The 24,435-nt window shown below is 63.6% G+C and carries 27 protein-coding genes and 3 tRNA genes; 13 read left to right on the forward strand and 17 right to left on the reverse strand.

The annotated features are described in order from the left end of the window. The first annotated feature begins 83 nt into the window (after positions 1-83). From PSV33_RS02675 to PSV33_RS02690, 4 genes are all read left to right on the forward strand, one after another. A complete protein-coding gene (locus PSV33_RS02675) occupies positions 84-1,583 on the forward strand; it encodes a DNA-3-methyladenine glycosylase 2 family protein (protein ID WP_300558319.1) in 1,500 nt (499 codons plus the stop codon). 248 nt (positions 1,584-1,831) lie between these two features. Further along, positions 1,832-2,479, forward strand: a complete 648-nt coding sequence (locus tag PSV33_RS02680; RefSeq protein WP_300558322.1) for a methylated-DNA--[protein]-cysteine S-methyltransferase — start codon at positions 1,832-1,834, stop codon at positions 2,477-2,479. Beyond that, entirely contained in the window at positions 2,476-3,393 is a 918-nt protein-coding gene (locus PSV33_RS02685; protein ID WP_300558324.1) for a DMT family transporter, read from the forward strand. Before PSV33_RS02680 ends, PSV33_RS02685 begins: the two co-directional genes overlap by 4 nt. Further along, the gene (locus PSV33_RS02690; protein WP_300558327.1) at positions 3,390-3,560 is read left to right on the forward strand and encodes a hypothetical protein; all 171 of its coding nucleotides are present in this window, start codon (positions 3,390-3,392) and stop codon (positions 3,558-3,560) included. The genes PSV33_RS02685 and PSV33_RS02690 overlap by 4 nt, the downstream gene beginning before the upstream one ends. 5 nt (positions 3,561-3,565) lie before the next feature. On the opposite strand, the gene PSV33_RS02695 is transcribed toward PSV33_RS02690, so the two are convergent. Together PSV33_RS02695 and PSV33_RS02700 are read right to left on the reverse strand one after the other, a co-directional pair. Continuing rightward, entirely contained in the window at positions 3,566-4,225 is a 660-nt protein-coding gene (locus tag PSV33_RS02695) for a DUF1345 domain-containing protein (RefSeq protein WP_300558330.1), read from the reverse strand. A gap of 118 nt (positions 4,226-4,343) precedes the next feature. Continuing rightward, on the reverse strand, positions 4,344-4,598 hold the full coding sequence (locus tag PSV33_RS02700; RefSeq protein WP_300558333.1) for a hypothetical protein: 255 nt from the start codon (positions 4,596-4,598) through the stop codon (positions 4,344-4,346). A gap of 197 nt (positions 4,599-4,795) precedes the next feature. Here PSV33_RS02700 and PSV33_RS02705 point away from each other — a divergent pair, with 197 nt between their 5' ends. Then, positions 4,796-5,041, forward strand: coding sequence for a hypothetical protein (locus tag PSV33_RS02705; protein ID WP_300558336.1), 246 nt, complete (start codon positions 4,796-4,798; stop codon positions 5,039-5,041). A gap of 86 nt (positions 5,042-5,127) precedes the next feature. Here the strand turns inward: PSV33_RS02705 and PSV33_RS02710 are convergent. The 9 genes from PSV33_RS02710 to folC all read right to left on the reverse strand — a co-directional run bounded on the left by PSV33_RS02710 (position 5,128) and on the right by folC (position 12,389). Then, positions 5,128-5,204 (reverse strand) — tRNA-Asp (locus PSV33_RS02710). Between the two features lie 97 nt (positions 5,205-5,301). Then, positions 5,302-5,377: transfer RNA gene (locus tag PSV33_RS02715), tRNA-Glu, on the reverse strand. An 89-nt stretch (positions 5,378-5,466) separates the two neighbouring features. After that, positions 5,467-5,542 (reverse strand) — tRNA-Ala (locus PSV33_RS02720). Between the two features lie 50 nt (positions 5,543-5,592). Continuing rightward, positions 5,593-6,996 (reverse strand): glutamate--tRNA ligase, encoded by a 1,404-nt coding sequence (gene gltX / locus PSV33_RS02725; protein WP_300558339.1) that lies wholly within the window; start codon positions 6,994-6,996, stop codon positions 5,593-5,595. Continuing rightward, a complete protein-coding gene (locus PSV33_RS02730) occupies positions 6,993-8,207 on the reverse strand; it encodes an O-succinylhomoserine sulfhydrylase (RefSeq protein ID WP_300558342.1) in 1,215 nt (404 codons plus the stop codon). Before PSV33_RS02730 ends, gltX begins: the two co-directional genes overlap by 4 nt. A gap of 2 nt (positions 8,208-8,209) precedes the next feature. Further along, on the reverse strand, positions 8,210-9,727 hold the full coding sequence (gene purF / locus PSV33_RS02735; protein ID WP_300558344.1) for an amidophosphoribosyltransferase: 1,518 nt from the start codon (positions 9,725-9,727) through the stop codon (positions 8,210-8,212). A gap of 28 nt (positions 9,728-9,755) precedes the next feature. After that, positions 9,756-10,238: a CvpA family protein gene (locus tag PSV33_RS02740; RefSeq protein ID WP_300558347.1), complete on the reverse strand. Its 483-nt coding sequence runs from the start codon at positions 10,236-10,238 to the stop codon at positions 9,756-9,758. A gap of 14 nt (positions 10,239-10,252) precedes the next feature. Beyond that, a complete protein-coding gene (locus PSV33_RS02745; protein WP_300558350.1) occupies positions 10,253-11,041 on the reverse strand; it encodes an SPOR domain-containing protein in 789 nt (262 codons plus the stop codon). Positions 11,042-11,063: 22 nt separating this feature from the next. Beyond that, positions 11,064-12,389 (reverse strand): bifunctional tetrahydrofolate synthase/dihydrofolate synthase, encoded by a 1,326-nt coding sequence (gene folC / locus PSV33_RS02750; protein ID WP_300558353.1) that lies wholly within the window; start codon positions 12,387-12,389, stop codon positions 11,064-11,066. 159 nt (positions 12,390-12,548) lie between these two features. Between folC and PSV33_RS02755 the strand changes: the two genes are divergently transcribed. Continuing rightward, positions 12,549-12,893, forward strand: coding sequence for an ArsC family reductase (locus tag PSV33_RS02755; RefSeq protein WP_300558356.1), 345 nt, complete (start codon positions 12,549-12,551; stop codon positions 12,891-12,893). 162 nt (positions 12,894-13,055) lie between these two features. Further along, positions 13,056-13,814 (forward strand): glycine zipper 2TM domain-containing protein, encoded by a 759-nt coding sequence (locus tag PSV33_RS02760; protein WP_300558359.1) that lies wholly within the window; start codon positions 13,056-13,058, stop codon positions 13,812-13,814. Between the two features lie 71 nt (positions 13,815-13,885). Here PSV33_RS02760 and PSV33_RS02765 read toward each other — a convergent pair whose 3' ends face one another. Both PSV33_RS02765 and PSV33_RS02770 read right to left on the reverse strand, forming a co-directional pair. Continuing rightward, positions 13,886-14,659, reverse strand: a complete 774-nt coding sequence (locus PSV33_RS02765) for an anti-sigma factor (protein ID WP_300558361.1) — start codon at positions 14,657-14,659, stop codon at positions 13,886-13,888. 87 nt (positions 14,660-14,746) lie between these two features. Beyond that, entirely contained in the window at positions 14,747-15,322 is a 576-nt protein-coding gene (locus tag PSV33_RS02770; protein ID WP_300558364.1) for a sigma-70 family RNA polymerase sigma factor, read from the reverse strand. A gap of 172 nt (positions 15,323-15,494) precedes the next feature. On the opposite strand from PSV33_RS02770, the gene PSV33_RS02775 reads away from it, so the two are divergent. Then, the gene (locus tag PSV33_RS02775) at positions 15,495-15,812 is read left to right on the forward strand and encodes a pyrimidine/purine nucleoside phosphorylase (RefSeq protein ID WP_300558367.1); all 318 of its coding nucleotides are present in this window, start codon (positions 15,495-15,497) and stop codon (positions 15,810-15,812) included. A gap of 69 nt (positions 15,813-15,881) precedes the next feature. Continuing rightward, positions 15,882-17,213, forward strand: a complete 1,332-nt coding sequence (gene argG, locus PSV33_RS02780; protein ID WP_300558370.1) for an argininosuccinate synthase — start codon at positions 15,882-15,884, stop codon at positions 17,211-17,213. A gap of 221 nt (positions 17,214-17,434) precedes the next feature. Here argG and murB read toward each other — a convergent pair whose 3' ends face one another. Further along, positions 17,435-18,496: a UDP-N-acetylmuramate dehydrogenase gene (gene murB, locus PSV33_RS02785; RefSeq protein ID WP_300558373.1), complete on the reverse strand. Its 1,062-nt coding sequence runs from the start codon at positions 18,494-18,496 to the stop codon at positions 17,435-17,437. A 56-nt stretch (positions 18,497-18,552) separates the two neighbouring features. Here murB and PSV33_RS02790 point away from each other — a divergent pair, with 56 nt between their 5' ends. Beyond that, entirely contained in the window at positions 18,553-19,038 is a 486-nt protein-coding gene (locus PSV33_RS02790) for a YajQ family cyclic di-GMP-binding protein (protein WP_293592675.1), read from the forward strand. 111 nt (positions 19,039-19,149) lie between these two features. Next, positions 19,150-19,806, forward strand: coding sequence for a TIGR02281 family clan AA aspartic protease (locus PSV33_RS02795; protein ID WP_300558377.1), 657 nt, complete (start codon positions 19,150-19,152; stop codon positions 19,804-19,806). 91 nt (positions 19,807-19,897) lie between these two features. On the opposite strand, the gene plsY is transcribed toward PSV33_RS02795, so the two are convergent. From plsY to PSV33_RS02810, 3 genes are all read right to left on the reverse strand, one after another. After that, the gene (plsY, locus tag PSV33_RS02800) at positions 19,898-20,530 is read right to left on the reverse strand and encodes a glycerol-3-phosphate 1-O-acyltransferase PlsY (RefSeq protein WP_300558379.1); all 633 of its coding nucleotides are present in this window, start codon (positions 20,528-20,530) and stop codon (positions 19,898-19,900) included. A 55-nt stretch (positions 20,531-20,585) separates the two neighbouring features. Next, positions 20,586-21,077, reverse strand: coding sequence for an aminoacyl-tRNA deacylase (locus tag PSV33_RS02805; RefSeq protein ID WP_300558382.1), 492 nt, complete (start codon positions 21,075-21,077; stop codon positions 20,586-20,588). Between the two features lie 98 nt (positions 21,078-21,175). Further along, positions 21,176-22,240, reverse strand: a complete 1,065-nt coding sequence (locus PSV33_RS02810; RefSeq protein ID WP_300558384.1) for an aldo/keto reductase — start codon at positions 22,238-22,240, stop codon at positions 21,176-21,178. A gap of 198 nt (positions 22,241-22,438) precedes the next feature. Between PSV33_RS02810 and PSV33_RS02815 the strand changes: the two genes are divergently transcribed. Continuing rightward, positions 22,439-23,098: an OmpA family protein gene (locus PSV33_RS02815; RefSeq protein ID WP_300558387.1), complete on the forward strand. Its 660-nt coding sequence runs from the start codon at positions 22,439-22,441 to the stop codon at positions 23,096-23,098. Positions 23,099-23,234: 136 nt separating this feature from the next. After that, positions 23,235-24,365 (forward strand): sensor histidine kinase, encoded by a 1,131-nt coding sequence (locus PSV33_RS02820; protein ID WP_300558390.1) that lies wholly within the window; start codon positions 23,235-23,237, stop codon positions 24,363-24,365. Positions 24,366-24,435 lie beyond the last annotated feature (70 nt).

The raw sequence follows: 24,435 nt of genomic DNA on the forward strand, positions 1-24,435 counted from the left end.
GCGTAGATTGTAGGCGCCGGGGGCATGCGGCAGATGTCCGGAAACGGCTAGTCAAAACCCGCCCGCCACGTATCATCCAGCCCATGACCCCGGACGCCACCCCTCTCGCCGACGATGCCTGCTACCTCGCGCTGAAAGCGCGGGACGCTCGCTTCGACGGCCGTTTTTTTACAGGTGTTACCTCCACCGGCATTTACTGCCGGCCGGTCTGCAGCGTCAAGACCCCCAAGCGCGAAAACTGCCGCTTCTTCGGCCATGCCGCGCAGGCCGAAAACGCGGGTTTCCGGCCCTGCCTGCGCTGCCGGCCCGAACTGGCGCCGCACTCGGTGGTCTGGTCCATCCAGGATGCTTCCTATATTTTGGCGCACCAGGCGGCCCGCCTGCTGGATGAACCCGACGCTTGGCCGGATGGCATGCCTTCGGTGGAATCGCTGGCCGCCAAACTGGGCGTCAGCGACCGCCACGTGCGGCGCATTTTCGAAACACAATTCGGCGTGTCGCCCATGCAGTACCTGCAGACGCGCCGGCTGCTGACGGCCAAGCAGTTGCTGGCCGACACCGCGCTGCCCATCACGCAGGTTGCGCTGATCAGCGGCTTCGCCAGCGTGCGGCGCTTCAACGCGGCATTTGTCGACCACTATGGCCTGAACCCGACGCAGATGCGGCGCCAGGGCGACACCTCGCCGGACTCCGGCATCACCGTCAGGCTCGGTTACCGCCCGCCGTATGACGTGGCAGCCATGGCCGCCTTTTTCAGGAAGCGCCAGATCAACGCTATCGAATTTGTAGCTGACGGCGCAGGCAGCGTGGGGATAGGACGCACTTTTCGCGTAGAAGCCGGCGGCAAGGTGCACGCCGGCTGGATCCACGCCACCTTCGACGAAAGCCGCTGCCACGTTGCGCTACGCATCAGCGACTCGCTGCGCGAGGTGTTGCCGCTGGTGATACGGCGGCTGCGCGCCATGCTCGACCTCGACGCCGACCCGCAGGCCATCAACAGCGTGCTGCACGCCTCTTTTCCGGGCGGCGACGGCCTGCGCGTCCCCGGTGCGATGGACGGTTATGAACTCGCCGTGCGTGCGGTGCTGGGCCAGCAGATCACGGTGGCGGCCGCGCGCACGCTGGCGCAGCGCATGGTGGACAAATTCGGCGAGCCGATTGAAACCCCCTGGCCCGCCCTGACGCGGCTTTTTCCTGCGGCGGCCGTGCTGGCGCAGGCCAGCGGCGACGCGCTGGGCCAGCTCGGCATTGTCCGGCAGCGGCAGACGGCCATCGTCGGCATTGCCCAGGCCGTGGCCGAAAAGCGCCTGCAACTGCATGGCGGCGCCGATATCCACGCCACCATCGCCGCCTTGAAAGCCCTGCGCGGCATTGGCGACTGGACGGCGGAGTACATCGCGATGCGGGCACTGCGCTGGCCCGACGCCTTTCCATCCGGCGACGTGGCGCTGCACAAGGCTCTCGGCGTGCAGGGGCTGAAAAACCCGGCCAAGGAAGCCAGGCTCGCCTCGCTGGCCTGGAAGCCCTGGCGCAGCTACGCCGTGATCCGGGCCTGGAGCGGCGCGATGGAACCCACCGGCTGACGGCCCCTGCGATCCATGCGTTCAGGGCATGAATCAGGCGCTTCGATTTCATTGGACGGGAAAGTGCCGCCGCGCGAGGATCAGCAGCGAATGATGGAGCTTCCTTTTTCCCTGAAATGTGTACGGATGGATAAAAAAGCCATGCCGCTTCTTATTTGATAGCAAACAAACCCCGTACGCAAAGGGGAAAACCTCACAACAGCCTGAATAGCAGGCGGGAACCCGAAACCATTCAAAAGGTGAACCACATGAAATTTGACCGCTCCATCGTTCAGACCACTTTTCAAAGCCCTCTGGGCAAGATGATCATTGCCGCGACCGACAAGGGGCTGGCCGGGCTCTGGTTCGAGGGCCAGCGCCATCTCCCACCTGAATTGTTGGCCCCCACGCTCGGCACTGACGTGTCCTCCCTGCCCCCCGGGGGGGCGCTGCGCCTGCGGCCCGGCAAGGCCGGTTCCACGGCCCCGACTGGTGGAGAGAAAGCCCCGACGCTTGTTGCTTCGCGGCGCACGGCCACGTGGCCCAGCGCCCCCGGGCATCCGGTGCTGCAGGAAGTCATCCGCCAGCTCGGCGAATACTTCGCCGGCCAGCGCACCGAATTCGATGTGCCGCTGGACCTGGCCTATGGCACGGCTTTCCAGCAATCCGTGTGGCAGGCACTGCTGAAAATCCCGCAAGGCGGCACCGCCAGCTACGGCGAAGTGAGCCAGCGCATCGGCAAGCCAGCCGCCGTGCGCGCCGTGGGCGCCGCCGTCGGCCGCAACCCGGTCAGCATCATCGTGCCCTGCCACCGCGTGATGGGCGCCAATGGCGCGTTGACCGGTTACGCCGGCGGGCTGGACCGCAAAACCGCCCTGCTCAAGCTTGAAGGCGTTCTTCAGGAGCATCAGTCTTGAGTTCAACCTCCGCAATTGCAACCGCCGGCGCCCGCACCAAGCACTGGGCGATCGACTTCGTGCTGCTGGCCGCCATCTGGGGCTCGTCTTTCCTGTTCATGCGTATCGGCACGGTCGAGTTCGGCCCGCTGCCGACGGCGGCCGTGCGCGTTGCGATTGCCGCGGCCTTTTTGCTGCCGCTGGTGCTGCTGCGCGGGCTGGGGCCCACGCTGGCGAAAAACTGGCGCCATGTGTTCCTGATCGGCATGTTCAATTCCGGCATTCCGTTTGCCTGCTTCTCGTTTGCCCTGCTGTCGATCACCACCGGCCTGTCGGCCATTCTCAACGCCACCGTGCCGATGTTTGGCGCGCTGGTGGCCTGGCTCTGGCTGAAGGACAAGCCCAACCCCTCGCGCCTGCTGGGCCTGGTGGTCGGTTTTGCCGGGGTCGCCATGCTGGCCTGGGACAAGGCCACGTTCAAGCCTGACGCTTCGGGTGTGGCGCCCGGCTGGGCCGTGCTGGCCTGCCTGTTTGCCTGCATCTGTTACGCGCTGTCGGCCAGCTACACCAAGCGCTACCTGACCGGGCTGCCGCCGCTGGTCACCGCCGCTGGCAGCCAGATCGGCGCCACGCTGGGCCTGGCGCTGCCGGCCCTGTGGCTGTGGCCGGCAAAAATGCCCGGCAGCAGCGCCTGGCTGGCCCTGCTGGTGGTCGGCGTGCTGTGCACCGGCATTGCCTACATCCTGTACTTCCGGCTGATTGCATCGGCCGGCCCGGCGCGTGCGCTGGCCGTGACGTTTGTGGTGCCGGTGTTTGCGGTGTTGTACGGCGTGCTGTTTCTGGGCGAGGCCGTCACGCTGTGGATGCTGCTGTGCGCGGTGGTGATTGTGTGCGGCACGGCGCTGTCCACCGGGCTGCTTAAAATTCCCCGATGAGCTCCGCCCGCAAGACCAAGATCAAACTCAAGCTCAAGGCCACCCGGCCGCGCAACCCGCTGGTCGTGCCGGCGGCACAACGCAAGGCGGGTGCGCACCGCAAGTCGCAATCGGCCACCCGGCATGCCGACAAGCGTGCGCTGGACAGGCAGCTGCGCGAAGACTGAAGTTCCTATTTCAGGGAGCCCGCCACCACGTTGATGCTGAGCGCCAGAATCAGCATGTTGAAGGCAAAGGACAACACCGCGTGGATCGTTGTGAGGCGACGCATGGCGCGCGAGGTGATCTGCACGTCGGACACCTGCGAGGTCATGCCGACCACGTGGGCGTAATAGAGAAAATCAAAATAGTCAGGGTCCAGCCCGCCCGGAAACAACAGGCCGGCCCCGGCGGGTTGATTGCGTTTTTCTTCGTGGTAGTAGCGGTGTGCGTAGTGAAACGAAAAAACGGCCTGAATGAACAGCCAGGAGGCAGCCAGCGCCGCCATCGACAAGGCAATCTGCAGGGTGCGCCCCACGCCCGAGAGGTCCCGGCTCTGCTGCATCATGAACACAATGGCCGTCACACAGGCCAGGGTGGCCAGCAGCAGCATGAGGAAAATCACCACGCTGGGCTCGTCCTGCGCCTGGGCGCGTTCGCGGGTGCCCTTCGCGTCAAAACCCATGGCCAGCCACCAGGCCAGCACCAGGTAAACGACTATGCCCGCACACCAGCCAAGCAGGCCGCGCAGCGGCCAGGCCATCGGCAGCGGCAGTGCGGCCGCGGCCAGACCTGCCGCAAGGCCATACATCAGGCGCTGCGGTCCGGTGGTTTCAGAAAAATATTTGCGCATGGGCCCATTGTGATGCGAGCGACGCGCCGCCTCAAGGCCGGGAGACGGCGCCTTGCCCGCGTGCAGCCCCAGGAAGAAGTGTCCTGGCGCAAGTGCCCAGGCTTGCTCGTACGGGGCGCTACTTCTTCTTCAGGTTTTCAATGACCAGCGCCGCCTCGATGTCGGCCTCCTGTAGCTTCAGGTTTTGCATCACCAGGTCAAAGGCAGCGCCCATCATGATGGCGCGGGTGCGCTCGGGAATGTTTTCCCAGCTCTCAGCCAGCTCATTGATCAGCACTTCGGCCAGGGTGCCCATGTCGAACACCCGCCCCTCGGTCAGGTCCGCCTGGTCCATCCGCTCGTTGAGCAGACGCATCACAAAATCCCGGTTCATTTTTTTCTCCCTGATGGACGGTTGGCCGACCAGATCGGCGTGCCTGCCCGATTCTCTCTTGTCATGACCTGACGAAGGTTACCGCGTCAGCAGGCGCCCTGCTGGTGGCGCCGCGGAAAACGTTGTCCATCCAGTGCAACAAGACCGCCAGCGCCTGCCTACAATGGTCCATCATCCCCACCGGATCACACATCTGTATGGCCGAGTTTTTCAAGACCTCCGTCACCTGGGTCGTGGACTTCCACTACGAGGGCCGTCCACGCCGCTGGTTCAAAGCCTTCGGCCCCAAGGACGATCCGTTCCAGCAAATGACGGACACCCTGAAGGACCTGTACGGTGACCGCGCCAAGCTGGCGACGGTGCGCAAGGCCACGGACGAAGAGGAATTGCAGTACCTGCGCGGCGAAGAACCGAAAAACAGCTACTGCCCGACCGGGCGTTGAACGGAAGGCGGCACGTGAGAACAAAGCCGGAGCCGGAAAGCAAAAAGGGTTTGCTTCTATTTTCATAGCAGCAAACCCTTCAATACTGGCGGAGTGGACGGGACTCGAACCCGCGACCCCCGGCGTGACAGGCCGGTATTCTAACCAACTGAACTACCACTCCTGGTAGCAACAACATTCGCTCTTGCGAGCCAAGTCGCCTGCTTGCGCAGGCTTGTTATCAACTTGTGCCTTGTGCCTCACATCGCTGTGAAGAATTCTGGCGACCCTAAGGGGATTCGAACCCCTGTAGCCACCGTGAAAGGGTGGTGTCCTAGGCCTCTAGACGATAGGGTCAAAACCTTGGAACTTCCGTCAGCAGGCTTTTTGTTTTTACACAAAGGCCCACCAAAAAAACTCTATTCAAAAACTTTTCGACAATTTAATGGTGGAGGTAAGCGGGATCGAACCGCTGACCTCTTGCATGCCATGCAAGCGCTCTCCCAGCTGAGCTATACCCCCCTGTTGCAAGTTTCCCTGCAATCGTCGAGCCTTGAATTATAGCCCGAAAATCAGGGCCTTTTCAAGTGGACGAGACGCGCAATCACGTTTTCCCTGTCCATCAATGACAAAAAAGCATCCAGCGACGGCGTTTGCTGGCGCCCGGCGACCAGTACCCGCACCGGCATGGCCAGTTGCGGCATCTTCAGGCCCTTGTCCTGCAACACCTGCTTGATGGCGGCGGCGATCGCCGGCTTGTTCCACTCGCAGCTGGCCAGCAACTCCGCGAGCTGGTACACGGCTGGCACCACATCGACCGATACATGGGCCTGGATGTCTTCCGCACTGACCGGCTCATGGCTGACCAGCACGCCCATCCAGTCGGCCAGTTCCACCAGGGTGCTGCACCGGTCTTTCAGCAAGGCGCAGGCCGCCACGCGCCGGCCAGCATCAAGGCCAGCCAATGCACGCGCATTGAGGAACGGCAACACCAGTTCGGCAAGCCTGTCGTCGGCCATGGCCTTGATGTGCTGGGCGTTGACCCAGCGCAGCTTGGCTTCGTCAAACTGCGCCGCGCTTTTGCCGAGGTGGTCGAGGTTGAACCATTGCAGGAACTGCTCGCGGCTGAAAATTTCGTCGTCGCCATGGCTCCAGCCCAGGCGCGCCAGGTAGTTGACCATGGCGTCGGGCAGGTAACCTTCTTCGGCGTACTGCGTGACGGCCTTGGCACCGTGACGCTTGCTCATTTTTTCGCCCTGCTCGTTGAGCACGGTGGGCAGATGGGCATAGACCGGCACATCCTTGCCCAGGGCACGGAAGATGTTGATCTGGCGCGGCGTGTTGTTGATGTGGTCGTCGCCGCGGATCACATGGGTGATCGCCATGTCAAGGTCATCGACCACCACGCAGAAGTTGTAGGTCGGCGTGCCGTCGGGCCGCGCGATCACCAGGTCGTCGAGCTCGTCGTTGCTGATCTCGATACGGCCCTTGACCTTGTCATCCCAGACGACCGCGCCGCCCTGCGGGTTCTTGAAACGCAGCACAGGCAACACGCCTGCGGGCGCCGGTGGCAGGGTCTTGCCGGCTTCGGGCCGCCAGGTACCGTCGTAACGCGGCTTCTGCTTGTCAGCCATCTGCTTTTCGCGCAGGGCGTCGAGTTCCGCCATGCTCATGTAGCAGGGGTAGACATGGCCTGCGGCCTGCAGCTCGGCCAGCACCGCCTTGTAGCGGTCCATGCGCTGCATCTGGTAATGAGGGCCTTCGTCGTAATCCAGGCCCAGCCAGCGCATGCTTTCGATGATCACGTCCACCGCAGCCTGCGAGGAGCGCTCAACATCCGTGTCTTCAATGCGCAAGATGAAGTCGCCGCCGGTGGCGCGTGCAAACGCCCAGGGGTAGAGCGCCGAGCGGATGTTGCCGAGGTGGATGAAGCCTGTCGGTGAAGGCGCAAACCGCGTTCTTGTTTTTGGTGTCATGTCAGGGTGCCCAGGCCGCGCAGCAGGTCAGCCTTGATGTCTTCAATATGCTCCAGGCCCACGGCCACGCGGATCAGGCCCTGCCCGATGCCGGCGGCCTGCCGCTGCACTTCGGTCAGGCGCCCATGCGAGGTGGTGCCGGGATGGGTGATGATGGTCTTGGTGTCGCCCAGGTTGGTGGCGATGCTCAGCACGCGGGTGCTGTTGATGACATGGAAAGCATTGGCGCGCGCGGTGTCGGCATCGTTGCCCACCACGTCGAAAGAGACCACCGCACCGCCCTGCCCCGACTGCTGGCGCATGGCCAGGTCATGCTGCGGATGGGAAGCCAGCCCCGGGTAGTAAACACGCGCTACGCCGGGCTGCGTTTCCAGCCAGCGCGCCACCGCCAGCGCATTGGCGCACTGCGCCTGCATGCGGATACCCAGTGTTTCGAGCCCCTTGAGCACGACCCAGGCATTGAAGGGCGACAGTGTCATGCCGGCGGTGCGCACCACCGGGCCGAACACGTCGACGATCAGCTTTGAGGGGCCACAGATCGCCCCGGCCATCACGCGGCCCTGGCCATCGAGGTACTTGGTGCCGGAGTGGATCACCAGGTCGGCGCCCAGTTCGGCCGGCCGCTGCAGGGCCGGCGTGCAGAAACAGTTGTCCACCGCCAGCAGTGCACCGGCACCGTGCGCGAGATCAGCCAGCGCAGCAATGTCGCACACGTCGGTCAGAGGGTTGGTCGGTGTTTCGGCGAACAGCAGCTTGGTGTTGGGCTTGATCGCTGCCTTCCACTCGGCCACATCGGTCTGCGACACAAAGGTGGTCTCGACGCCGAACTTTGCGAATTCGCGGCCTATCAGTGTCAAGGTCGAGCCGAACATCGAGCGCGAACAGACGACGTGATCGCCCGTCTTGAGCAGGCCCATGCACATCATGAGGATGGCGCCCATGCCGGTCGAGGCGCCTATGGCGGCTTCGGTGCCCTCCAGCGCGGCCAGCCGGCGCTCGAAGCTGCTGACGGTGGGGTTGGAGGTGCGGCCATAGGTGTAGCCGTCTTCGGTGCCGGCAAAGCGCCGGGCTGCGGTTTCAGCGTCGGGCTGCACAAAACCGCTGGTCAGGAAGAGCGCTTCGGAGTTTTCACCGTATTGGCTGGACTCCAGCGCCACACGCACGGCCAGCGTGTCGCGGTGCAGGTTGTCGGGCAGTTGTTTGTTGGCCATGCTCAGGCCTCCTGCGGATTGGGCAACGCCAGGCGCGAGACATCGACATCGCCCTCTTCGCTGCTGTCAATGCGCTGCTCGTTCATTTTGGCAATGCTCTCGGGCGTGATGTCGCCGGTGATGTAGACGCCGTCGAAACACGAGGCATCAAAACCGTCGAGCTTGCCATTGAGCGAGCCGATGGCGCGTTTCATGCCTTCGACGTCCTGGTAGATCAGCGCATCGCAGCCGATGGCAACGCGGATCTCCTCGACCGTGCGGTCGTGCGCCACCAGTTCGGCGGCGGTTGGCATGTCGATGCCGTAGACGTTGGGGTAACGCACCGGCGGTGCCGCGCTCGCCAGGTAGACCTTTTTGGCACCGGCGTCACGCGCCATCTGCACAATCTCCCTGGAGGTGGTGCCGCGCACGATGGAGTCATCGACCAGCAGCACGTTGCGGCCCTTGAACTCGCTGGCGATCACATTGAGCTTTTGCCGCACGGATTTCTTGCGCACGCCCTGGCCCGGCATGATGAAGGTGCGGCCGACGTAGCGGTTCTTCACAAAACCCTCGCGGTAGGGAATGCCCAGCAAATGCGCGAGTTGCGTCGCGCTTGGCCGGCTTGACTCGGGGATCGGAATGATCACGTCGATTTCGTTGGGCGGCACGGTGGACACCACGCGTTTGGCCAGCGTCTCGCCCAGGTTCAGGCGTGCCTGGTAGACCGAGATGCCGTCCAGCACCGAGTCCGGCCGCGCCAGGTAGACGAATTCAAAAATGCAGGGCATGAGCTGCGGATGGGCCGCGCACTGCTCGGCGTGGACGGTGCCTTGCATGTCCACAAACACCGCCTCGCCCGGCGCAATGTCGCGCTCGAACTGGTGGGCCGTGCCTTCCAGGGCCACCGACTCGCTGGCCACCATCATGGTGTGGCCGCTATCGTTCTGGCCGCGGCCCAAACACAGCGGGCGAATGCCGAAAGGGTCGCGAAAAGCCAGCAGTCCGTGGCCGGCAATCAGCGCCACCACGGCGTAGGAGCCCTTGATACGCTTGTGCACGCCGCGCACGGCCGCAAACACGTCGGCCGGCGTCAGCGGCAGTCCGCGTGTGGTTTTTTCGAGCTCGTGCGCCAGCACGTTGAGCAGCACTTCGGAGTCGCTGTCGGTGTTGATGTGGCGATGGTCGGTGTTGAACAGTTCCGCCTTGAGTTCGGCAGCATTGGTCAGGTTGCCGTTGTGCGACAGCACCAGGCCAAACGGCGCGTTGACGTAAAACGGCTGCGCCTCGTCTTCACTGAAGGCGTTGCCGGCCGTCGGGTAACGCACCTGACCCAGGCCCACGTTGCCCGGTAGCGCGCGCATGTTGCGCGTGCGAAACACGTCGCGCACCATGCCCTTGGCCTTGTGCATGAAGAACTTGCGTCCCTGCTGCGTGACAATCCCGGCCGCATCCTGGCCACGGTGCTGCAGCAGAAGCAACCCGTCGTAAATCAGCTGGTTCACCGGGGCGTTACTGACAACGCCAACTATTCCGCACATACATTTCCGTTCATCAATTGGCCCATCATTAGAGGTACTTTGCAAACTGTTCGGGCAACACCGGCTTCAGGCCTTTGACCGCCGCCGTCAGCACGCCGGCGCCCACCGACTCCTGCCACCAGGCGCTGGTCTTGAAGGCGGTCATGTTGACGACCACCGTGACCGCCAGCAGCAGGATCACCCCGCGCACCAGGCCAAATGCCGCCCCCAGGGTCCGGTCCACCGGGCGCAGGCCGATGGCCTCCACCAGCTTCTTGAACAACACCGCCAGCAGGCCCGCCAGAAACACGGACACAATGAAAATCAGGACAAAGGCCGCGGCGTAACGCACCGGATCGGACGCACTCTGCAGCGGCAGCACGGCAGCCACCGCGGGCGCAAACCATTGCGCGACATAAAACGAAAGCGCCCAACCAAGAACAGACAGGATCTCGTACACCAGCCCCCGCCACGCGCCGATGAGCAGCGACACCACCAACACCCCCAGAAACGCCCAGTCCGCAACAGCCACGACGCGTTACATGCCTACAAGGTCAGGATGGCGGCCGGCAAATCAAGGCTTTTGATCTTGCTGGCGGCCTTGTCGGCATCGGCCTTGCTGGCAAACGGCCCGACCCGCACGCGAGTGCGCTTGCCGTCCTTGGTGTCGGCGACCTGGGTGTAGGTCTTGAGCCCCGCCCGCTCCAGTTTCTGGCGTACTTCCCGGGCCTTGTCGGCATCGGCAAAAGCACCGACCTGCACCACCAGGCGACCTTCCGCCTCGGCCGGCGCGGCCTTGGCAGCGGGCGCCTTGCCGTCGAGCAGGGCCTTGGCGCGGGCACCCTCGTCGCCGGCGGGTGCGGCTACGGGCGTTTTGGCCGCGGCCTTGGGCTCGGGTTTCGGCTCCGCTTTCAGTTCTGCTTTTGGCTCCGATTTTGCTTCTTTTTTGATAGCAGGCTGCGCAGGTTCAGCGGGCGTTTCAGCCTTTTTCTCCGGGATGATTTCTTCGCGCGGCGAGAGGCTGGTCGGAGCGGTGACCTTGTCGCTGCCGGCCGACGCGGCACTGGCGGCGACAGCCGGCGCAGTGGCCGGCAGCGGCATCACCAGGGGCTTGACCCCGCTCTTGGCAGGGATCTCGATCGGGATATCGACAGCCACCGGACGCGGCTGGGTGTCAAACAAGAGGGGGAAGCCGATCACCCCGGCCAGCACCAGCACCACCGCACCGATCAGGCGGTGCTTGGCACGTTTGCGCATCACTTCCACGCTCTCGGTCTGGGCGGCAGACCCGGCTGCAGCAGAGGCTTGGCCCCGGCGAAAGTTGAAAAACGGCATGGCGATGACGGTATCCGTTACGTTAGGTATCGGTTGATGAAGCGTGGCGCTCAGGCGCAGCGTGCGGAGCGAAAAGACGCGGCAGGCCGTCCTTCAAAACACCCCCCACCGTATAGAACGATCCGAAGACCACAATTCTATCAGCGGGGTCTGCCGCAGCGATGGCGGCCTGAAGGGCCTGGACCGGGTCGGAAAACACGCTGGCACGCGCATCCTGGCGGGTGTTCAGCGCCTGCCACGTGGTCAGCAAATCATCCGCGCTGGCCGCGCGGGGGGTTGGCAGGTCGGTGAAATACCAGCGGTCGACCAGCGGCCCCACCCGCTTGAGCATCTGGGCCAGGTCCTTGTCGGCCATGGCGCCGAAAACGCCGTGGGTGCAGGGGTAAAAACCCATGGCGTCGAGGTTCTCGGTGAGCGCCGCCACCGCGTGCGGGTTGTGCGCCACGTCCAGCACCAGCGTCGGCTGGCCGGAGATGATCTGGAAGCGCCCCGGCAGCTCCACCATGCCCAGCCCGTTGCGCACCGCCTGGGCGGTCACCGGCAGGCGGTCGCGCAGGGCCGTCAACGCGGCCAGCACGCCCGAGGCGTTGACCAGCTGGTTGGCGCCGCGCAGCGCCGGATAGGCCAGGCCGGCGTAACGCCTGCCGCGGCCGGCCCAGGCCCACTGCTGCTTGTCGCCGGAGAAGTTGAAATCATGGCCCAGGCGCCACAGGTCAGCGCCCACTTCGGCGGCGTGATCTATCACGCTTTGCGGCGGTACCGGGTCGCCCACGACAGCAGGCTTGCCGGCGCGCATGATGCCGGCTTTCTCGCGGCCAATGCTTTCGCGGTCCTTGCCGAGCAGCTCGGTGTGGTCGATGTCGATGCTGGTGATCAATGCGCAGTCGGCATCAATGATGTTGACCGAGTCGAGCCGCCCGCCAACCCCGACCTCGAGGACCACCACGTCCAGGCCGGACGCGGCCATCAGGCTGAAGATGGCGAGCATCGTGAACTCGAAATAGGTCAGTGAAATCTCACCGCGCAGCGCCTCGACCCGCTCGAAGTGGGGCAGCAACTGGTCGGCACGGGCGATCTCGCCGCGCAGGCGGCAGCGTTCTTCAAAATGCACCAGGTGCGGCGAGGTGTAGACGCCGGTGCGGTAGCCGGCCTGCCCCAAAATGGCTTCGAGCATGGCGCAGCTCGACCCCTTGCCGTTGGTGCCGGCGACGGTGATGACCGGGCAGTCAAACCGCAGCGCCATGCGTTCGGCAACACTGCGGACGCGGTCCAGTCCGAGGTCAATGGCGTGGGGGTGCAGGCGTTCGCAGTGCGCGAGCCAGTCGGCTAGGGTGTGGGGCTTGTCCATGGAAGCGGTATTGTCGCCGCTGCCGCGCCGCACCCGATCGCGCCGCCGGCCCGACCGTACGCGGGATGGGGTTGGATAGCTATCAAAACAATAGCTGTTTGCGCCCACCCAGCAAGGGGATAGGGCCAATTTGCTGCCAAACCATGCGAAAATCTGCGCATGATCACTGTTTATGGCATTCCCAACTGCGACACCGTCAAAAAAGCCCGCGCCTGGCTGGCGGCACACGGTGTTGCCTATACTTTTCACGATTTCAAAAAACAGGGCGTGCCGTCCGACGGGCTCAGCGCGTGGGAGCGCGCGGTGGGCTGGGAAAAACTCCTTAACCGCCAGGGCACGACCTGGCGCAAGCTGGACCCGCAGCTGCAGGCCGCCACGGTGGACGCCGCCAGCGCCCGCGCGCTGATGCTGGCGCAGCCCAGCGTGATCAAACGCCCGGTGGTGGACTGGGGCACGCAGGTCACGGTCGGATTTGACGAAAAAAGCTGGGCTGACCGACTGTGAGGCCGCCCGCGGGGCGTTTGTAAAGCGGGCGGGGCCGGGTCAGCTTTACAGGGCTTTACTGAACTTGTGTGCACCAAATTGACTCTGAATCATTAAACTGATAGCCGTCATTTTGGCCTCCCGCAAGGGGCTCTTCCAGCCGGCTGAAAAAGGATTTGAACCATGAAAAAAGCACTTGTTTTATCCGCTGTTGCCGCAGCCTCCGGCCTGTTTGCCGTCAACGCGTCAGCCATGGACATCCTGGCGCGCGTGATTTCCAGCACCCCGGTGGTCCAGCAGGTCAGCGTTCCGCGCCAGGTCTGCAACACCCAGCCCATGATCACCGAAGCGCCTCCCTCGGGCGCCGGCGCGGTGATGGGCGCCCTGGCCGGCGGCGCGATGGGCAATGCCATCGGTGACGGCGGCGGGCGCGCCCTGGCGACCATGATTGGCCTGGTCGGTGGCGCGATGGTCGGCAACAACATCGAAGGCAACCGCAGCCAGGTGCAGAACGTGCAGCAGTGCGGCACCCAGACCTCCTACGAAAACCGCACCTCGCACTACAACGTGGTCTACGAATACGCCGACAAGCAGTACACCGTGCAGATGCCCAATGACCCCGGCCTGTATGTGCGGCTGCAGGTCACGCCGGTGGGTGCGATGCCCGCGCCGCAGGCCGGTGCCCAGCAAGCTTATGGCCAGCCTGCCCAGCCGGTTTATTCGCAACCGGCCTACTCGCAACCTGTCTATTCGCAGCCTGTCTATACGCAACCGGTTTATTCGCAGCCCGTCTACCAGCCGGTTTATTCCCAACCGGTCTACGTGCAGCCGGCGGTGGTCGCCTACCCCGGTTACTACCCGCGCCCCTACTACCCGCCGGTGGGCCTGTCGTTCAATTTCGGCTACAGCCGCGGCGGCTACGGTCACCGTCACTGGCGTTAGGCCAGCAAAACAAAAAGGGGCTTGAAAGCCCCTTTTTTTTGCCTGCCGGCTTGCCTGCCCGGCTGCCCGCTCTAAAGCGCCGTCTGGAGCAACGCACCCTTGAACAGCACCGGCCCGCTCGGACCGCTGCCTGCCGGAACGCCGCCCAGGCGTTCCAGGCTCAGAGCCAGCGCCGGCACGTTGTTCACCTCACCGCTGCCGGCTGGCAGACGGATCACCGTGCCTTCACCAAGGACGCCCAGCGACTTCGGCCCGCCGGCCTGCGGCAGCGCCCACAGCTGCAGGGACTTGTCCGGGCCGGGGTGGAACTGGCCCACATGTTTGAGCTGCAGCTGGCTGTGTTTGGGGTCGTAGGTCACCAGCACCGCGGGCGCGGCCTTGTCGTCGGCGAGCACCGCCACGTAACGGATTTCGGGGGTGGCCGCCAGCCGGGCGCTCAGCTCCCGAACCTGGCCGTTGAGCTGGGTGTTGAAGTTCAGTCCGGTGACCACGGCCACCACCGCCGCCATGGCGCCGGCCGCGGTTGCGCCTTGCCACAGGCCCAGGCTGGCCCACCAGCCGGCCCTGGCGGCGGGCACCTGGCGCGCTGCCTGCATGGCCCGCGCCTGCTTGTCCGCCTGGACGAGGTTTTCAATCCGCTTCCAGACGGCGGGACTGGGCGCCTGTTGCGCCTGCAGTTCGGTGACTGAAGCCATGCGCCCCTGCCAGATCAGCGCGGCGGCGCGCACGGTTGCATGGGTTCGCGCGAGCTCCTCGAAACGGCGACGCGCGCCGCCACGCAAGGTGCCCAGCGCATAACTGGCCGCCAGCTGATCAATCAGCGCGGGATTGCGGGTCAGGTTCATACGCCACCTTCTTCAGAAGTTTCCCGCCGCAACGCAGCAGGAACAAACAGAGCAAACAGATCAAACAAAACAAACATCGGCTTCATCTCAGGCAAACCGGGCCATGCAGCCGCGCAACTGCTCCAGGCCGCGGCGTATCCAGGTCTTCACCGTGCCCAGTGGCAGCTTGAGCTGGTCGGCCAGCTCCCCGTGGCTCAGATCGCGCAGGTAGGCCAGGCTCACCACCTCGCGCTGCTTGTTGCCCAACTGGCTCAGGCACTGGTGCAGGGCCCAGGCCTGCTCGCCCGCCAGGGCGGTGTCCATCGGGTTGGCGGAGTCGCCCTCTATCGTGTCGGACATCACATCGTCGAGCTCCTGCACCGCGTCGGCCCGGTCGGAGTTGCGGCGCCGCAGAAAGTCCAGCCCCCGGCTGCGCACGATCAGGCACAGCCAGGCCATGGGCGGCGACAGCGTGGCCTTGTAGTCGCCCGCGATGCGCCAGATGTTGATGAAGGCCTCCTGCAGCACGTCCTCGGCCCAGCTTCGGTTGCTGACCACACGCACCGCCACGCCATACAGCTTGGAGGAGGTCAGTTCGTACAGTTCCCTGAGCGCCGATTCGTCGGCAAGGGCGACGCGGTCGATGAGCGCGATCAATTGGGTATCCGGGCTTTCTGCATTCATGGACATGATTGTCCTGCATTCGTGATACGCCTGAAATAGCCGAACGGATTCAGGGCCCTTGCCCCGTCAGGACCCGCCCGCCACGTGCCGGAGGCCCGGGTGACCTAAAATCACAGGCTTTGCATCCCCTGCCCGGCAGCCGGACATTTTCCCCGCCCTATTTCAAATCACCATGACTACAGAAACAATCGACAACATCAGCGTGACCACGAAAGCCAACGTGTATTTCGACGGCAAGTGTGTGAGCCACGGCATCACCTTTGCCGACGGCAGCAAAAAATCCGTCGGCGTGGTGCTGCCCTCGACACTGACCTTCAACACGGGTGCACCCGAGATCATGGAGTGTGTGGCCGGCGCCTGTGAGTACAAACTCGCCGGCAGCGACAACTGGGTGACATCCTCGGCCGGTGAAAAATTCAGCGTGCCGGGCAACTCGTCCTTCGACATCCGTGTCGGCGAGGCCTATCACTACATCTGCCACTTCGGCTGATCCGCAGGCAAATTACTCCTAATTTCATAGCTGCCTGCGCATACTCCACAAGGGCTAGAGGTCAATTTAATGTCTAACACCATCCTGCAAAACATCCCCGCCGGCCAAAAGGTCGGCATCGCCTTCTCCGGCGGCCTCGACACCAGCGCTGCGCTCTTGTGGATGAAACAAAAGGGCGCCCTGCCCTACGCCTACACCGCCAACCTGGGCCAGCCCGACGAGGCCGACTACGACGAGATCCCGCGCAAGGCCATGGAATACGGCGCCATCAAGGCGCGCCTGATTGATTGCCGCCCGCAGCTCGCCGCTGAAGGCCTGGCCGCGCTGCAGGCCGGCGCCTTCCACATCACCACTGCCGGCTCCACCTACTTCAACACCACGCCGCTGGGCCGCGCCGTGACCGGCACCATGCTGGTCAGCGCCATGCAGCAAGACGATGTGAACATCTGGGGCGACGGCAGCACCTTCAAGGGCAATGACATCGAGCGCTTCTACCGCTACGGCCTCTTGGTCAACCCCGCGCTGAAGATCTACAAGCCCTGGCTGGACCAGCAGTTCATTGACGAACTGGGTGGCCGCTCTGAAATGAGCGCCTTCATGACCGCCAACGGCTTTGGCTACAAGATGAGCGCCGAAAAGGCCTACAGCACCGACAGCAACATGCTGGGCGCCACCCACGAAGCCAAAGACCTGGAACAGCTCAACAGCGGCATCAAGATCGTCAACCCCATCATGGGCGTGCCCTTCTGGAAAGACGACTGCGTGGTCAAGGCCGAAGAAGTCAGCGTGACCTTTGAAGAAGGCCGCCCCGTGGCGCTGAACGGCGTCCACCACCCCGACCTGGTCAGCCTGATCCTCAAGGCCAACGAAATTGGCGGCCGCCACGGCCTGGGCATGAGCGACCAGATCGAAAACCGCATCATCGAAGCGAAAAGCCGCGGCATCTACGAAGCGCCCGGCCTGGCGCTGCTGTTCATCGCCTACGAGCGCCTGATCACCGGCATCCACAACGAAGACACCATCGAGCAGTACCGCGACAACGGCCGAAAACTCGGCCGCCTGCTGTACCAGGGCCGCTGGTTCGACAGCCAGGCCATCATGCTGCGCGAAACCGCCCAGCGCTGGGTCGCCAAGGCCGTGACCGGCACCGTGACCCTGGAACTGCGCCGTGGTAACGACTACTCGCTGCTGAACACCGAATCACCCAACCTGACCTATGCGCCTGAGCGCCTGAGCATGGAAAAGGTGGAAGACGCGCCGTTCAGCCCGCTGGACCGCATTGGTCAACTGACCATGCGCAACCTGGACATTAAAGACACCCGCGCCAAGTTGCAGGTGTATTCCAATGCAGGGCTGCTGGAGTTGGGCAAGGGGGATGACTTTTTGAAGTTGGGGAAGTAAGCCTCGCTTGAAGTCACATTCAAGCAATCTTTAATACGAAGCGCACGTATGAAAGCAGGCTTGAACAAGAGGCAGACGGTCAGAAAACCTGAAATCTGCATTTTTATAGGCCAAATCGGCCTCTAGCCCTCGTTGTATCTTCGCGAGCAGCTATCAAAACAGTAGCGTTTCGGGGCGCCGTGAGCCAGCAGCACACCCGCGCAGCAGGCTCTACCGGGCTCTTACACCACCACCGGCTCAGGCTCCAGCAAAATGCCGAAGCGCTCATACACACTGGTCTGGATCGCCTTGGCCAGGGTCATGACCTCGCCGCCGGTCACCGGGTTGGTGCTGCCGCCGCGGTTGACCAGCACCAGCGCCTGGCGGTCGTACACGCCGGCGTTGCCTATGCTCTTGCCTTTCCAGCCGCAGGCGTCGATGAGCCAGCCGGCGGCGAGTTTGACCGAGCCGTCGTCGAGGTGGTAGTGCACGATTTTGGGTTCGCGCTGGATGATGTCGGCGCACTGCTCGGGCGTCACCGTCGGGTTCTTGAAGAAGCTGCCGGCGTTGCCAATCACCTTCGGATCAGGCAGCTTTGCCTTGCGGATCTCGCAGATCCACTCATAAATCTGTAGCGCGTCAGGCTGGGTGATGGCGGACTGCGCCATCTTTTTCTCGATGTCGGCATACCCCAGCACCGGCTTCCAGGCCTTGGGCAACGCAAACCGCACGCGTGTGATCAAGGCCTTGCCGGCCAGTCCCAGGCCGGGGCGCCCGTTCGGGCCGGTGCTGCTGTGTTTGAAGACCGAATCGCGGTAGCCAAACGCGCATTGCGCCGCGTCCAGCGTGAAGCTCTGGCCGGTCGTCAGATCAATGGCATCCAGCGAGTCGAAGCGGTCCTGCAACTCCACGCCATAAGCGCCGATGTTCTGCACCGGCGAGCCGCCCACAGTGCCGGGGATCATGGCGAGGTTTTCCAGGCCCGGGTAGCCGCTGTGCAGGGTCCAGGCGACCACCTCGTGCCAGTTCTCGCCGGCGCCGGCTTCCACGATCCAGGCTTTGGCGGTTTCGTCCACCAGCTTCCGGCCCATGATCTCCACCTTGAGCACAACGGACTTGACGTCGCCGGTGATGACAATGTTGCTGCCGCCGCCCAGCACGAACCTGGGTGCCGCCTGCAGCACCGGATCAGCCAGCACGGCGGCCACGTCCTCCTCGCTGGCAATACGCACCAGCGTGAGGGCCTTGGCCATGATGCCAAAGGTATTGCAAAACTGGAGGGGAACGTTTTTCTCGACTAACATCACGGGATTGTCGCACCCTGATACCCCTGCCACGCAACCCCGGAAGCCGGAAAACCATGCCCTCTTTTGACACCGTTCTCGAAGCCGATCTGGTCAAGGTCAAAAACTCGGTCGAAAACACGGCCAAGGAAATCGGCACACGTTTTGACTTCAAGGGAACGGCCGCAGCGATCGAGCTCAAGGACAAGGAGATCACACTGATCGGCGACAGCGACTTCCAGATCGACCAGATCACCGACATCCTGCGCAACAAGGCCACCAAAAGCGGCGTGGACGTGCGCTTCTTCGACGCCGGCAAGGTCGAGAAAATCGGCGGCGACAAGGTCAAGCAGGTCATCAAGGTGCGCAACGGCATCGAGACCGAACAGGCCAAGAAGATCTCGCAGCTGATCAAGGGCAGCAAGGTCAAGGTGCAGGCCTCCATCCAGGGCGATGCCGTGCGGGTGACCGGAAAAAACCGTGACGACCTGCAGGAGGCCATGGCCATGATCAAGGCGGACCTGCCCGACATGCCACTGAGCTTCAATAACTTCCGCGATTAGACAATGGGCCCCCACGCTCCACACTGCGTGTGCCTCCGGAGATTCGCTGCCCCTTTCATGGGTGCAGGGGGCTGGCCTTGCTTGGGGCGGCTCGGCGCGGCGACCGTTCGTGTGCAACTCGCCCTCTTGTTCATCGTGCTGGCGGGCCTTCTGGCTCCAGTGGCACACGCGCAGAGTGTCGCGCTGGCCGGCATGCTGGGCAGCAAGGCGCTGCTGATCGTTAATGGCGGCGCCCCGAAATCGGTCGCGCCCGGGGAAACCCACCAGGGGGTGAAGGTGGTTTCCACCGCCGGCGACCAGGCCGTGCTGGAACTCTCGGGCAAGCGCCACACGGTGCGCGTCGGTGATGCACCGGTCAGCGTGGGTGCCGGCGGGGGCACGGGCGGGGGCGCCGGCAAGGGCAGCCGCATTGTGCTGACCGCGGGCACCGGGGGGCACTTCTTCACCCCGGGCCAGATCAATGGCCGCGCGGTCCAGTTCATGGTGGACACTGGCGCCACGGGTGTGGCCATGAGCGCCGCCGATGCCGAACGCGCCGGCATCAACTACAGGAACGGGCAGCCGGTGCAGATGAGCACCGCCAACGGCGTCACCCAGGGCTTTCGCGTGAAACTCGCTTCCGTGCGCGTCGGCGATGTCGAGGTCTACGACATCGACGCGGTGGTGTCGCCCCAACCCATGCCCTACATGCTGCTGGGCAACAGCTTCCTGACGCGTTTCCAGATGATCCGCGAAAACGACCAGATGACGCTGGTCAAGCGATTCTAGAGAGAAAAGCGGCTGTAGCCCATATTCTGCGGGTGCAAGCAGCTATTTAATCGATAGCAAATGAAGATGGAGCCGGTCCGGCTCAGCCCTCCTAACCCTTCTTCTTCGCGCCCAGCTTGGATTCCGTGCCCTTGAGCAGCTTGTTGATGTTTTCCCGGTGCCGGAAAATCAGGAAGGCACTCATGGCCACAATGGCCAGCGCGATCATCTTGTCGACGTACCAGAACGAGCGGTCGCCGATCAGGTAATACCAGGGCGCAAAAATGGCGCAGGCAATCGCGGCCAGCGACGAATAACGCGAAAAGAAGGCCACGATGACCCAGGTGGCCAGCGTCGCCAGGCCCAGCACCCAGTGCACGCCAAACAGCACGCCGGCAGCGGTCGCCACTCCCTTGCCGCCCTGGAAGCCGAAAAACACCGGGTAAAGATGACCAACGAAGGCCGCCAGGCCGACGGCGGCCAGCGTGCCTTCGCGCATGCCGTAGTCCTTGCCGAACCAGATGACCAGCGCCATCGGCAACCAGCCCTTGAGCCCATCGAGCAGCAGCGTGAGCGCGGCCGCCGCCTTGTTGCCCGAGCGCAGCACATTCGTGGCGCCCGGGTTCTTGCTGCCGTAGCTGCGCGGGTCGTTCAGGCCCATCAGGCGGCTGACGATGACCGCGAAGGACAGCGAACCGATCAGGTAGGCCGCCAGCACGGCCAGGGCGGAATAAGCGTAGTCCATGGTGATCTCCAGTGTTGTTGTAGTTGTTGTTGTTGTTGTCGTTGTCGTTTTGATTTCAATCGGCGAGCGCGCACTGGACCGATTTTGCACCCAGCAGGTCCACACACACCTGCGGCGCAATGCGGACGAGGTAACCGCGCCGGCCGCCGTTGATGGCGATTTCAGGCAGGGCCAGGATGCTTTCCTCGATATACACCGGCATCACCTTGCGCGTGCCGAACGGCGAGGTGCCGCCGACAAGGTAGCCGCTGTGCCGGTTGGCGACCTCGGGCTTGCAGGGCTCGACCGACTTGGCGCCGATCTGGCGGGCCAGGTTCTTGGTCGACACCTTGCGGTTGCCATGCATCAGCACCAGCAGCGGTTTGGCGTCCTGGTCCTGCATGACCAGGGTCTTGACCACGGTGAAAGGATCGAATCCCAGCACCTCGGCGCTGTGCTGCGCGCCGCCATGCTCAAGGTACTCGTAGGGATGTTCGGTGAACACCACCTTGTTCGCTCTGAGAAGTTGCGTCGCAGGTGTTTCCGAAACGTGATCTTTTTTGCTCACGGCAACTCCGGTCAAGTGCCACCACGGAACCGGCTTTGCCGGGCCGCTGATGGCGCTCCCTGGGGGGAGGCGCCGAAGGTGCTTCGGGGGAGAACCATTTAAAGCGCGGGATCCCGCGCGTCCCAGCGGATCGCGTCGATGGCGGCCAGCAGCTCGGGGGAAAGCTGCGTGCCCCAGGCGTCGAGGTTTTCGTCGAGCTGGGCCACCGAGGTCACGCCGATGATGGTGCTGGCCACCTGCCACTTGGTGTAGCAAAAAGCCAGCGCCAGCTGCGTGGGCGTGAGGCCGTGTTCGCGGGCCAGCGCGTTGTAGCGCCGCGCGGCAGTCAGCGCTTCGGGCCGGCCCCAGCGCTGCTTGCGCACCGACTCATACCCCGAAATACGCGCACCTTTGGGCGCATCCGGGCCGGTGGTGCCGGTGGCATCGTACTTGCCAGTCAACAGGCCAAACCCCAGCGGAGAATAGGCCAGCAGCGACACGCCGAGCCGGTGCATGGTTTCGTCGAGGCCGTTTTCCACCGTGCGGTTGATCAGGCAGAACGGGTTCTGCACGGTCGCCACCTTGGGCAGGCCGTGCTGCTCCGCCAGGCGCACAAACTCGTGCACACCATAAGGCGTTTCGTTGGACAGGCCGATCGCTCGCACCTTGCCCGCCTTGACGAGCCCGGCCAGCGCCTCGAGCTGCTGGTGAATGGAGCTCACGGTCTTGTCCTTGGCCGGGTCGAAATACACCATGCCGAACGCCGGCACATTGCGTGCGGGCCAGTGGATCTGGTACAGGTCGATCGTTTCGAGCTGCAGGCGCTTGAGACTGTCGTTGCAGGCCTGCACGATGTCCTGCGGCGTCAGGTCGGGGCTGCCGTTGCGTATCCAGGGCATGCCGCGGGCCGGACCGGCGACCTTGGTAGCCACCACCAGCTTGTCCCGGGCGCCCGGGCACTGGGCCAGCCAGTTGCCAATGATGGTTTCCGTGGCGCCGAAGGTCTCGGCCCGGGCTGGCACTGAGTACATTTCTGCCGCGTCAAGAAAATTGACGCCGCGCTCCAGGGAACGGTCAAGAATCGAATGGGCCGTGGCTTCGCCCACCTGCTCGCCGAAAGTCATGGTGCCCAGGCAAATGGGGGTGACTTGCAGATCGCTGCTGCCTAGCTGTATTTTTTGCATTGGGATGGAAAGTGAAAGAGAGTCAAGGACATTGAAGGGGCTGGAAAAAGGCCGCGCCTAGTTTAAGGGCTCACCAGCATCGCTGCTGGCGGGCAGAAGTTCGGGCGATTCGCTTACAAATTCACACCCGAGCACCCCCTACCATTCACACACGAGGGGTTTAATCCCCTTCAACAACAACTTTCACCAGGAGCTCCCATGAAATTAGTACTCACTTCCCTGACCTGCGCCGCCCTCTTTCTGAGCGGTTGTGCCAACATGAGCGAAACCCAGCAGGGCACGGCCAAAGGTGCCGGCATCGGCGCCGTCGCTGGCGCTGTGCTTGGCGCAGCCACCGGTGGTTCCAAAGGGGCAGCCCAGGGCGCCGTCCTTGGCGGTGCCGTGGGCGCTGGCGGTGGGTACCTCTGGTCGCAACGCATGCAGCAGCAAAAGGCCGCCATGGAGCAAGCCACGGTCGGCACCGGCGTGGCTGTGAGCCAGACCGCCGACAACCGCCTCAAGCTCGACATTCCTTCGGACATCTCGTTTGCCACCGGCCGCTCGGATGTCAGCACCACCTTCGCACCCATCCTGAACCAGTTTGCCACCAGCCTGAACCAGAACCCGGTGACGACAGTGACCATCATTGGCCACACCGACAGCACCGGTAGCGATGCGATCAACAATCCGCTGTCCATCGACCGTGCCAACAGCACACGCAATTACCTGGTCGCCCGTGGCGTTGCAGGTAACCGTGTCGCCACCGACGGCCGCGGTTCACGCGAACCCATCGCCGACAACAACACCGACGCAGGCCGCGCGAAAAACCGCCGCGTCGAGATCTACGTGGCCGAGCCTGTGCAGGCTGTCGCCCGCTAAGCCCGCCGCCAAGCTGAAAAAAACCCTCCGGTACCCCGGAGGGTTTTTTTATTGCAGCGTACATCAGCGTGCGCAATCCCTGCCGGCAGCACCCGTCATGGCCAGACAATCGTTCCAGCAACCGAGAAGTTCAAACATGCGACTTTCCACCTTTCTCCGATCGAATGCTGAAAAAATCCTCACTGCGTGGGACGAATTCGCCGCCACAGTGGCACATGACGGAACCATGATGCACAAGAAGGACTTGCGCGATCACGCGGGCGAGATCCTCGCCGCCATTGCCAACGATCTGGAGCAACCCCAGAGCGCCGCCGAACAGGAAGAAAAGTCGCGGGGTGGAGGAAGGCAGGCCCACGGAGAGCTCGAATCAGCAGCCGAGACCCACGCCGACACACGCATGGTGTCGGGCTTCGCCATCGACGCCATGATCACCGAGTACCGCGCCCTGCGGGCCAATGTCGTGCAGCTCTGGACCTCCGCAGGCGGCGGACAGGACCACCAGAACGACATGCGCGACCTGATCCGCTTCAATGAAGCGATGGACCAGGCCATTGCCGAATCTGTCGCGCGATACACCGACCAGACAAAAAAATCAACCGACCTGTTCATCGGCATCCTCGGCCATGACATCCGCAATCCGCTGGGCACGATTTCCATGTCGGCGCAATACCTGGTGCGCTCCGGCCAGCTGGCGGCCCATGCGGCGGACGCCATCATCAACAGCGTGGTGCGCATCAACCGGGTGATCGAGCATGTGGTTGATTTCACGCGCTCCCAGTCCGAGGGCCTGATGCCCATCAAGCCCAGCCCGGGCAACCTGGTCAACCAGTTCGAAAAAGTCGTGGACGAAACCCGCGTACGCAATCCGAAGGCCACTGTGCGCCTGGAAAGCACCGGGGATTTCAACGGCACCTGGGACGAAGGACGCATGGGGCAGCTCTTGTCCAACCTGCTGACCAATGCCATTTCCTACGGCGCGCGCGACAAGCCCGTCACAGTGCGCCTGTGGGAGCAGCAGGACCAGGTGGTTTTTTCCGTCCATAACCTGGGCACACCGATTCCCCTGAAGGAGCAGCAGCAGATCTTCAAGCCGCTGGTTCGCGGCCTGGTTCCTGCCAGGGCCGAGCAGCGGGAGCCGACCGGGCTGGGCCTGGGCCTGTTCATCTGCCAGGAAATCGTTCGGGCGCACGGCGGAAGCATCGCTGTTTCATCGGACGCCGCCAGCGGGACGTCGTTTACCGTCACCCTGCCCCGCACGCCTCCATGAATTGGGTTCACCCCTGTTGGCGCTCGCTGCGCGTAGCGCCCTCTCCCCTTCCAGGGGACGGCGCCTGCAG

This window comes from Polaromonas sp., assembly GCF_029945895.1.
In the GTDB taxonomy this organism is placed as follows: domain Bacteria; phylum Pseudomonadota; class Gammaproteobacteria; order Burkholderiales; family Burkholderiaceae_C; genus Polaromonas.

Coding starts and splice junctions, on each gene's coding strand:
- PSV33_RS02675 (WP_300558319.1), top strand. CDS start 84: ATGACCCCGGACGCCACCCCTCTCGCCGACGATGCCTGCTACCTCGCG.
- PSV33_RS02680 (WP_300558322.1), top strand. CDS start 1,832: ATGAAATTTGACCGCTCCATCGTTCAGACCACTTTTCAAAGCCCTCTG.
- PSV33_RS02690 (WP_300558327.1), top strand. CDS start 3,390: ATGAGCTCCGCCCGCAAGACCAAGATCAAACTCAAGCTCAAGGCCACC.
- PSV33_RS02695 (WP_300558330.1), bottom strand. CDS start 4,225: ATGCGCAAATATTTTTCTGAAACCACCGGACCGCAGCGCCTGATGTAT.
- PSV33_RS02700 (WP_300558333.1), bottom strand. CDS start 4,598: ATGAACCGGGATTTTGTGATGCGTCTGCTCAACGAGCGGATGGACCAG.
- PSV33_RS02705 (WP_300558336.1), top strand. CDS start 4,796: ATGGCCGAGTTTTTCAAGACCTCCGTCACCTGGGTCGTGGACTTCCAC.
- gltX (WP_300558339.1), bottom strand. CDS start 6,996: ATGACACCAAAAACAAGAACGCGGTTTGCGCCTTCACCGACAGGCTTC.
- PSV33_RS02730 (WP_300558342.1), bottom strand. CDS start 8,207: ATGGCCAACAAACAACTGCCCGACAACCTGCACCGCGACACGCTGGCC.
- purF (WP_300558344.1), bottom strand. CDS start 9,727: ATGTGCGGAATAGTTGGCGTTGTCAGTAACGCCCCGGTGAACCAGCTG.
- PSV33_RS02745 (WP_300558350.1), bottom strand. CDS start 11,041: ATGCCGTTTTTCAACTTTCGCCGGGGCCAAGCCTCTGCTGCAGCCGGG.
- folC (WP_300558353.1), bottom strand. CDS start 12,389: ATGGACAAGCCCCACACCCTAGCCGACTGGCTCGCGCACTGCGAACGC.
- PSV33_RS02755 (WP_300558356.1), top strand. CDS start 12,549: ATGATCACTGTTTATGGCATTCCCAACTGCGACACCGTCAAAAAAGCC.
- PSV33_RS02760 (WP_300558359.1), top strand. CDS start 13,056: ATGAAAAAAGCACTTGTTTTATCCGCTGTTGCCGCAGCCTCCGGCCTG.
- PSV33_RS02765 (WP_300558361.1), bottom strand. CDS start 14,659: ATGAACCTGACCCGCAATCCCGCGCTGATTGATCAGCTGGCGGCCAGT.
- PSV33_RS02770 (WP_300558364.1), bottom strand. CDS start 15,322: ATGAATGCAGAAAGCCCGGATACCCAATTGATCGCGCTCATCGACCGC.
- PSV33_RS02775 (WP_300558367.1), top strand. CDS start 15,495: ATGACTACAGAAACAATCGACAACATCAGCGTGACCACGAAAGCCAAC.
- argG (WP_300558370.1), top strand. CDS start 15,882: ATGTCTAACACCATCCTGCAAAACATCCCCGCCGGCCAAAAGGTCGGC.
- murB (WP_300558373.1), bottom strand. CDS start 18,496: ATGTTAGTCGAGAAAAACGTTCCCCTCCAGTTTTGCAATACCTTTGGC.
- PSV33_RS02790 (WP_293592675.1), top strand. CDS start 18,553: ATGCCCTCTTTTGACACCGTTCTCGAAGCCGATCTGGTCAAGGTCAAA.
- plsY (WP_300558379.1), bottom strand. CDS start 20,530: ATGGACTACGCTTATTCCGCCCTGGCCGTGCTGGCGGCCTACCTGATC.
- PSV33_RS02810 (WP_300558384.1), bottom strand. CDS start 22,240: ATGCAAAAAATACAGCTAGGCAGCAGCGATCTGCAAGTCACCCCCATT.
- PSV33_RS02815 (WP_300558387.1), top strand. CDS start 22,439: ATGAAATTAGTACTCACTTCCCTGACCTGCGCCGCCCTCTTTCTGAGC.
- PSV33_RS02820 (WP_300558390.1), top strand. CDS start 23,235: ATGCGACTTTCCACCTTTCTCCGATCGAATGCTGAAAAAATCCTCACT.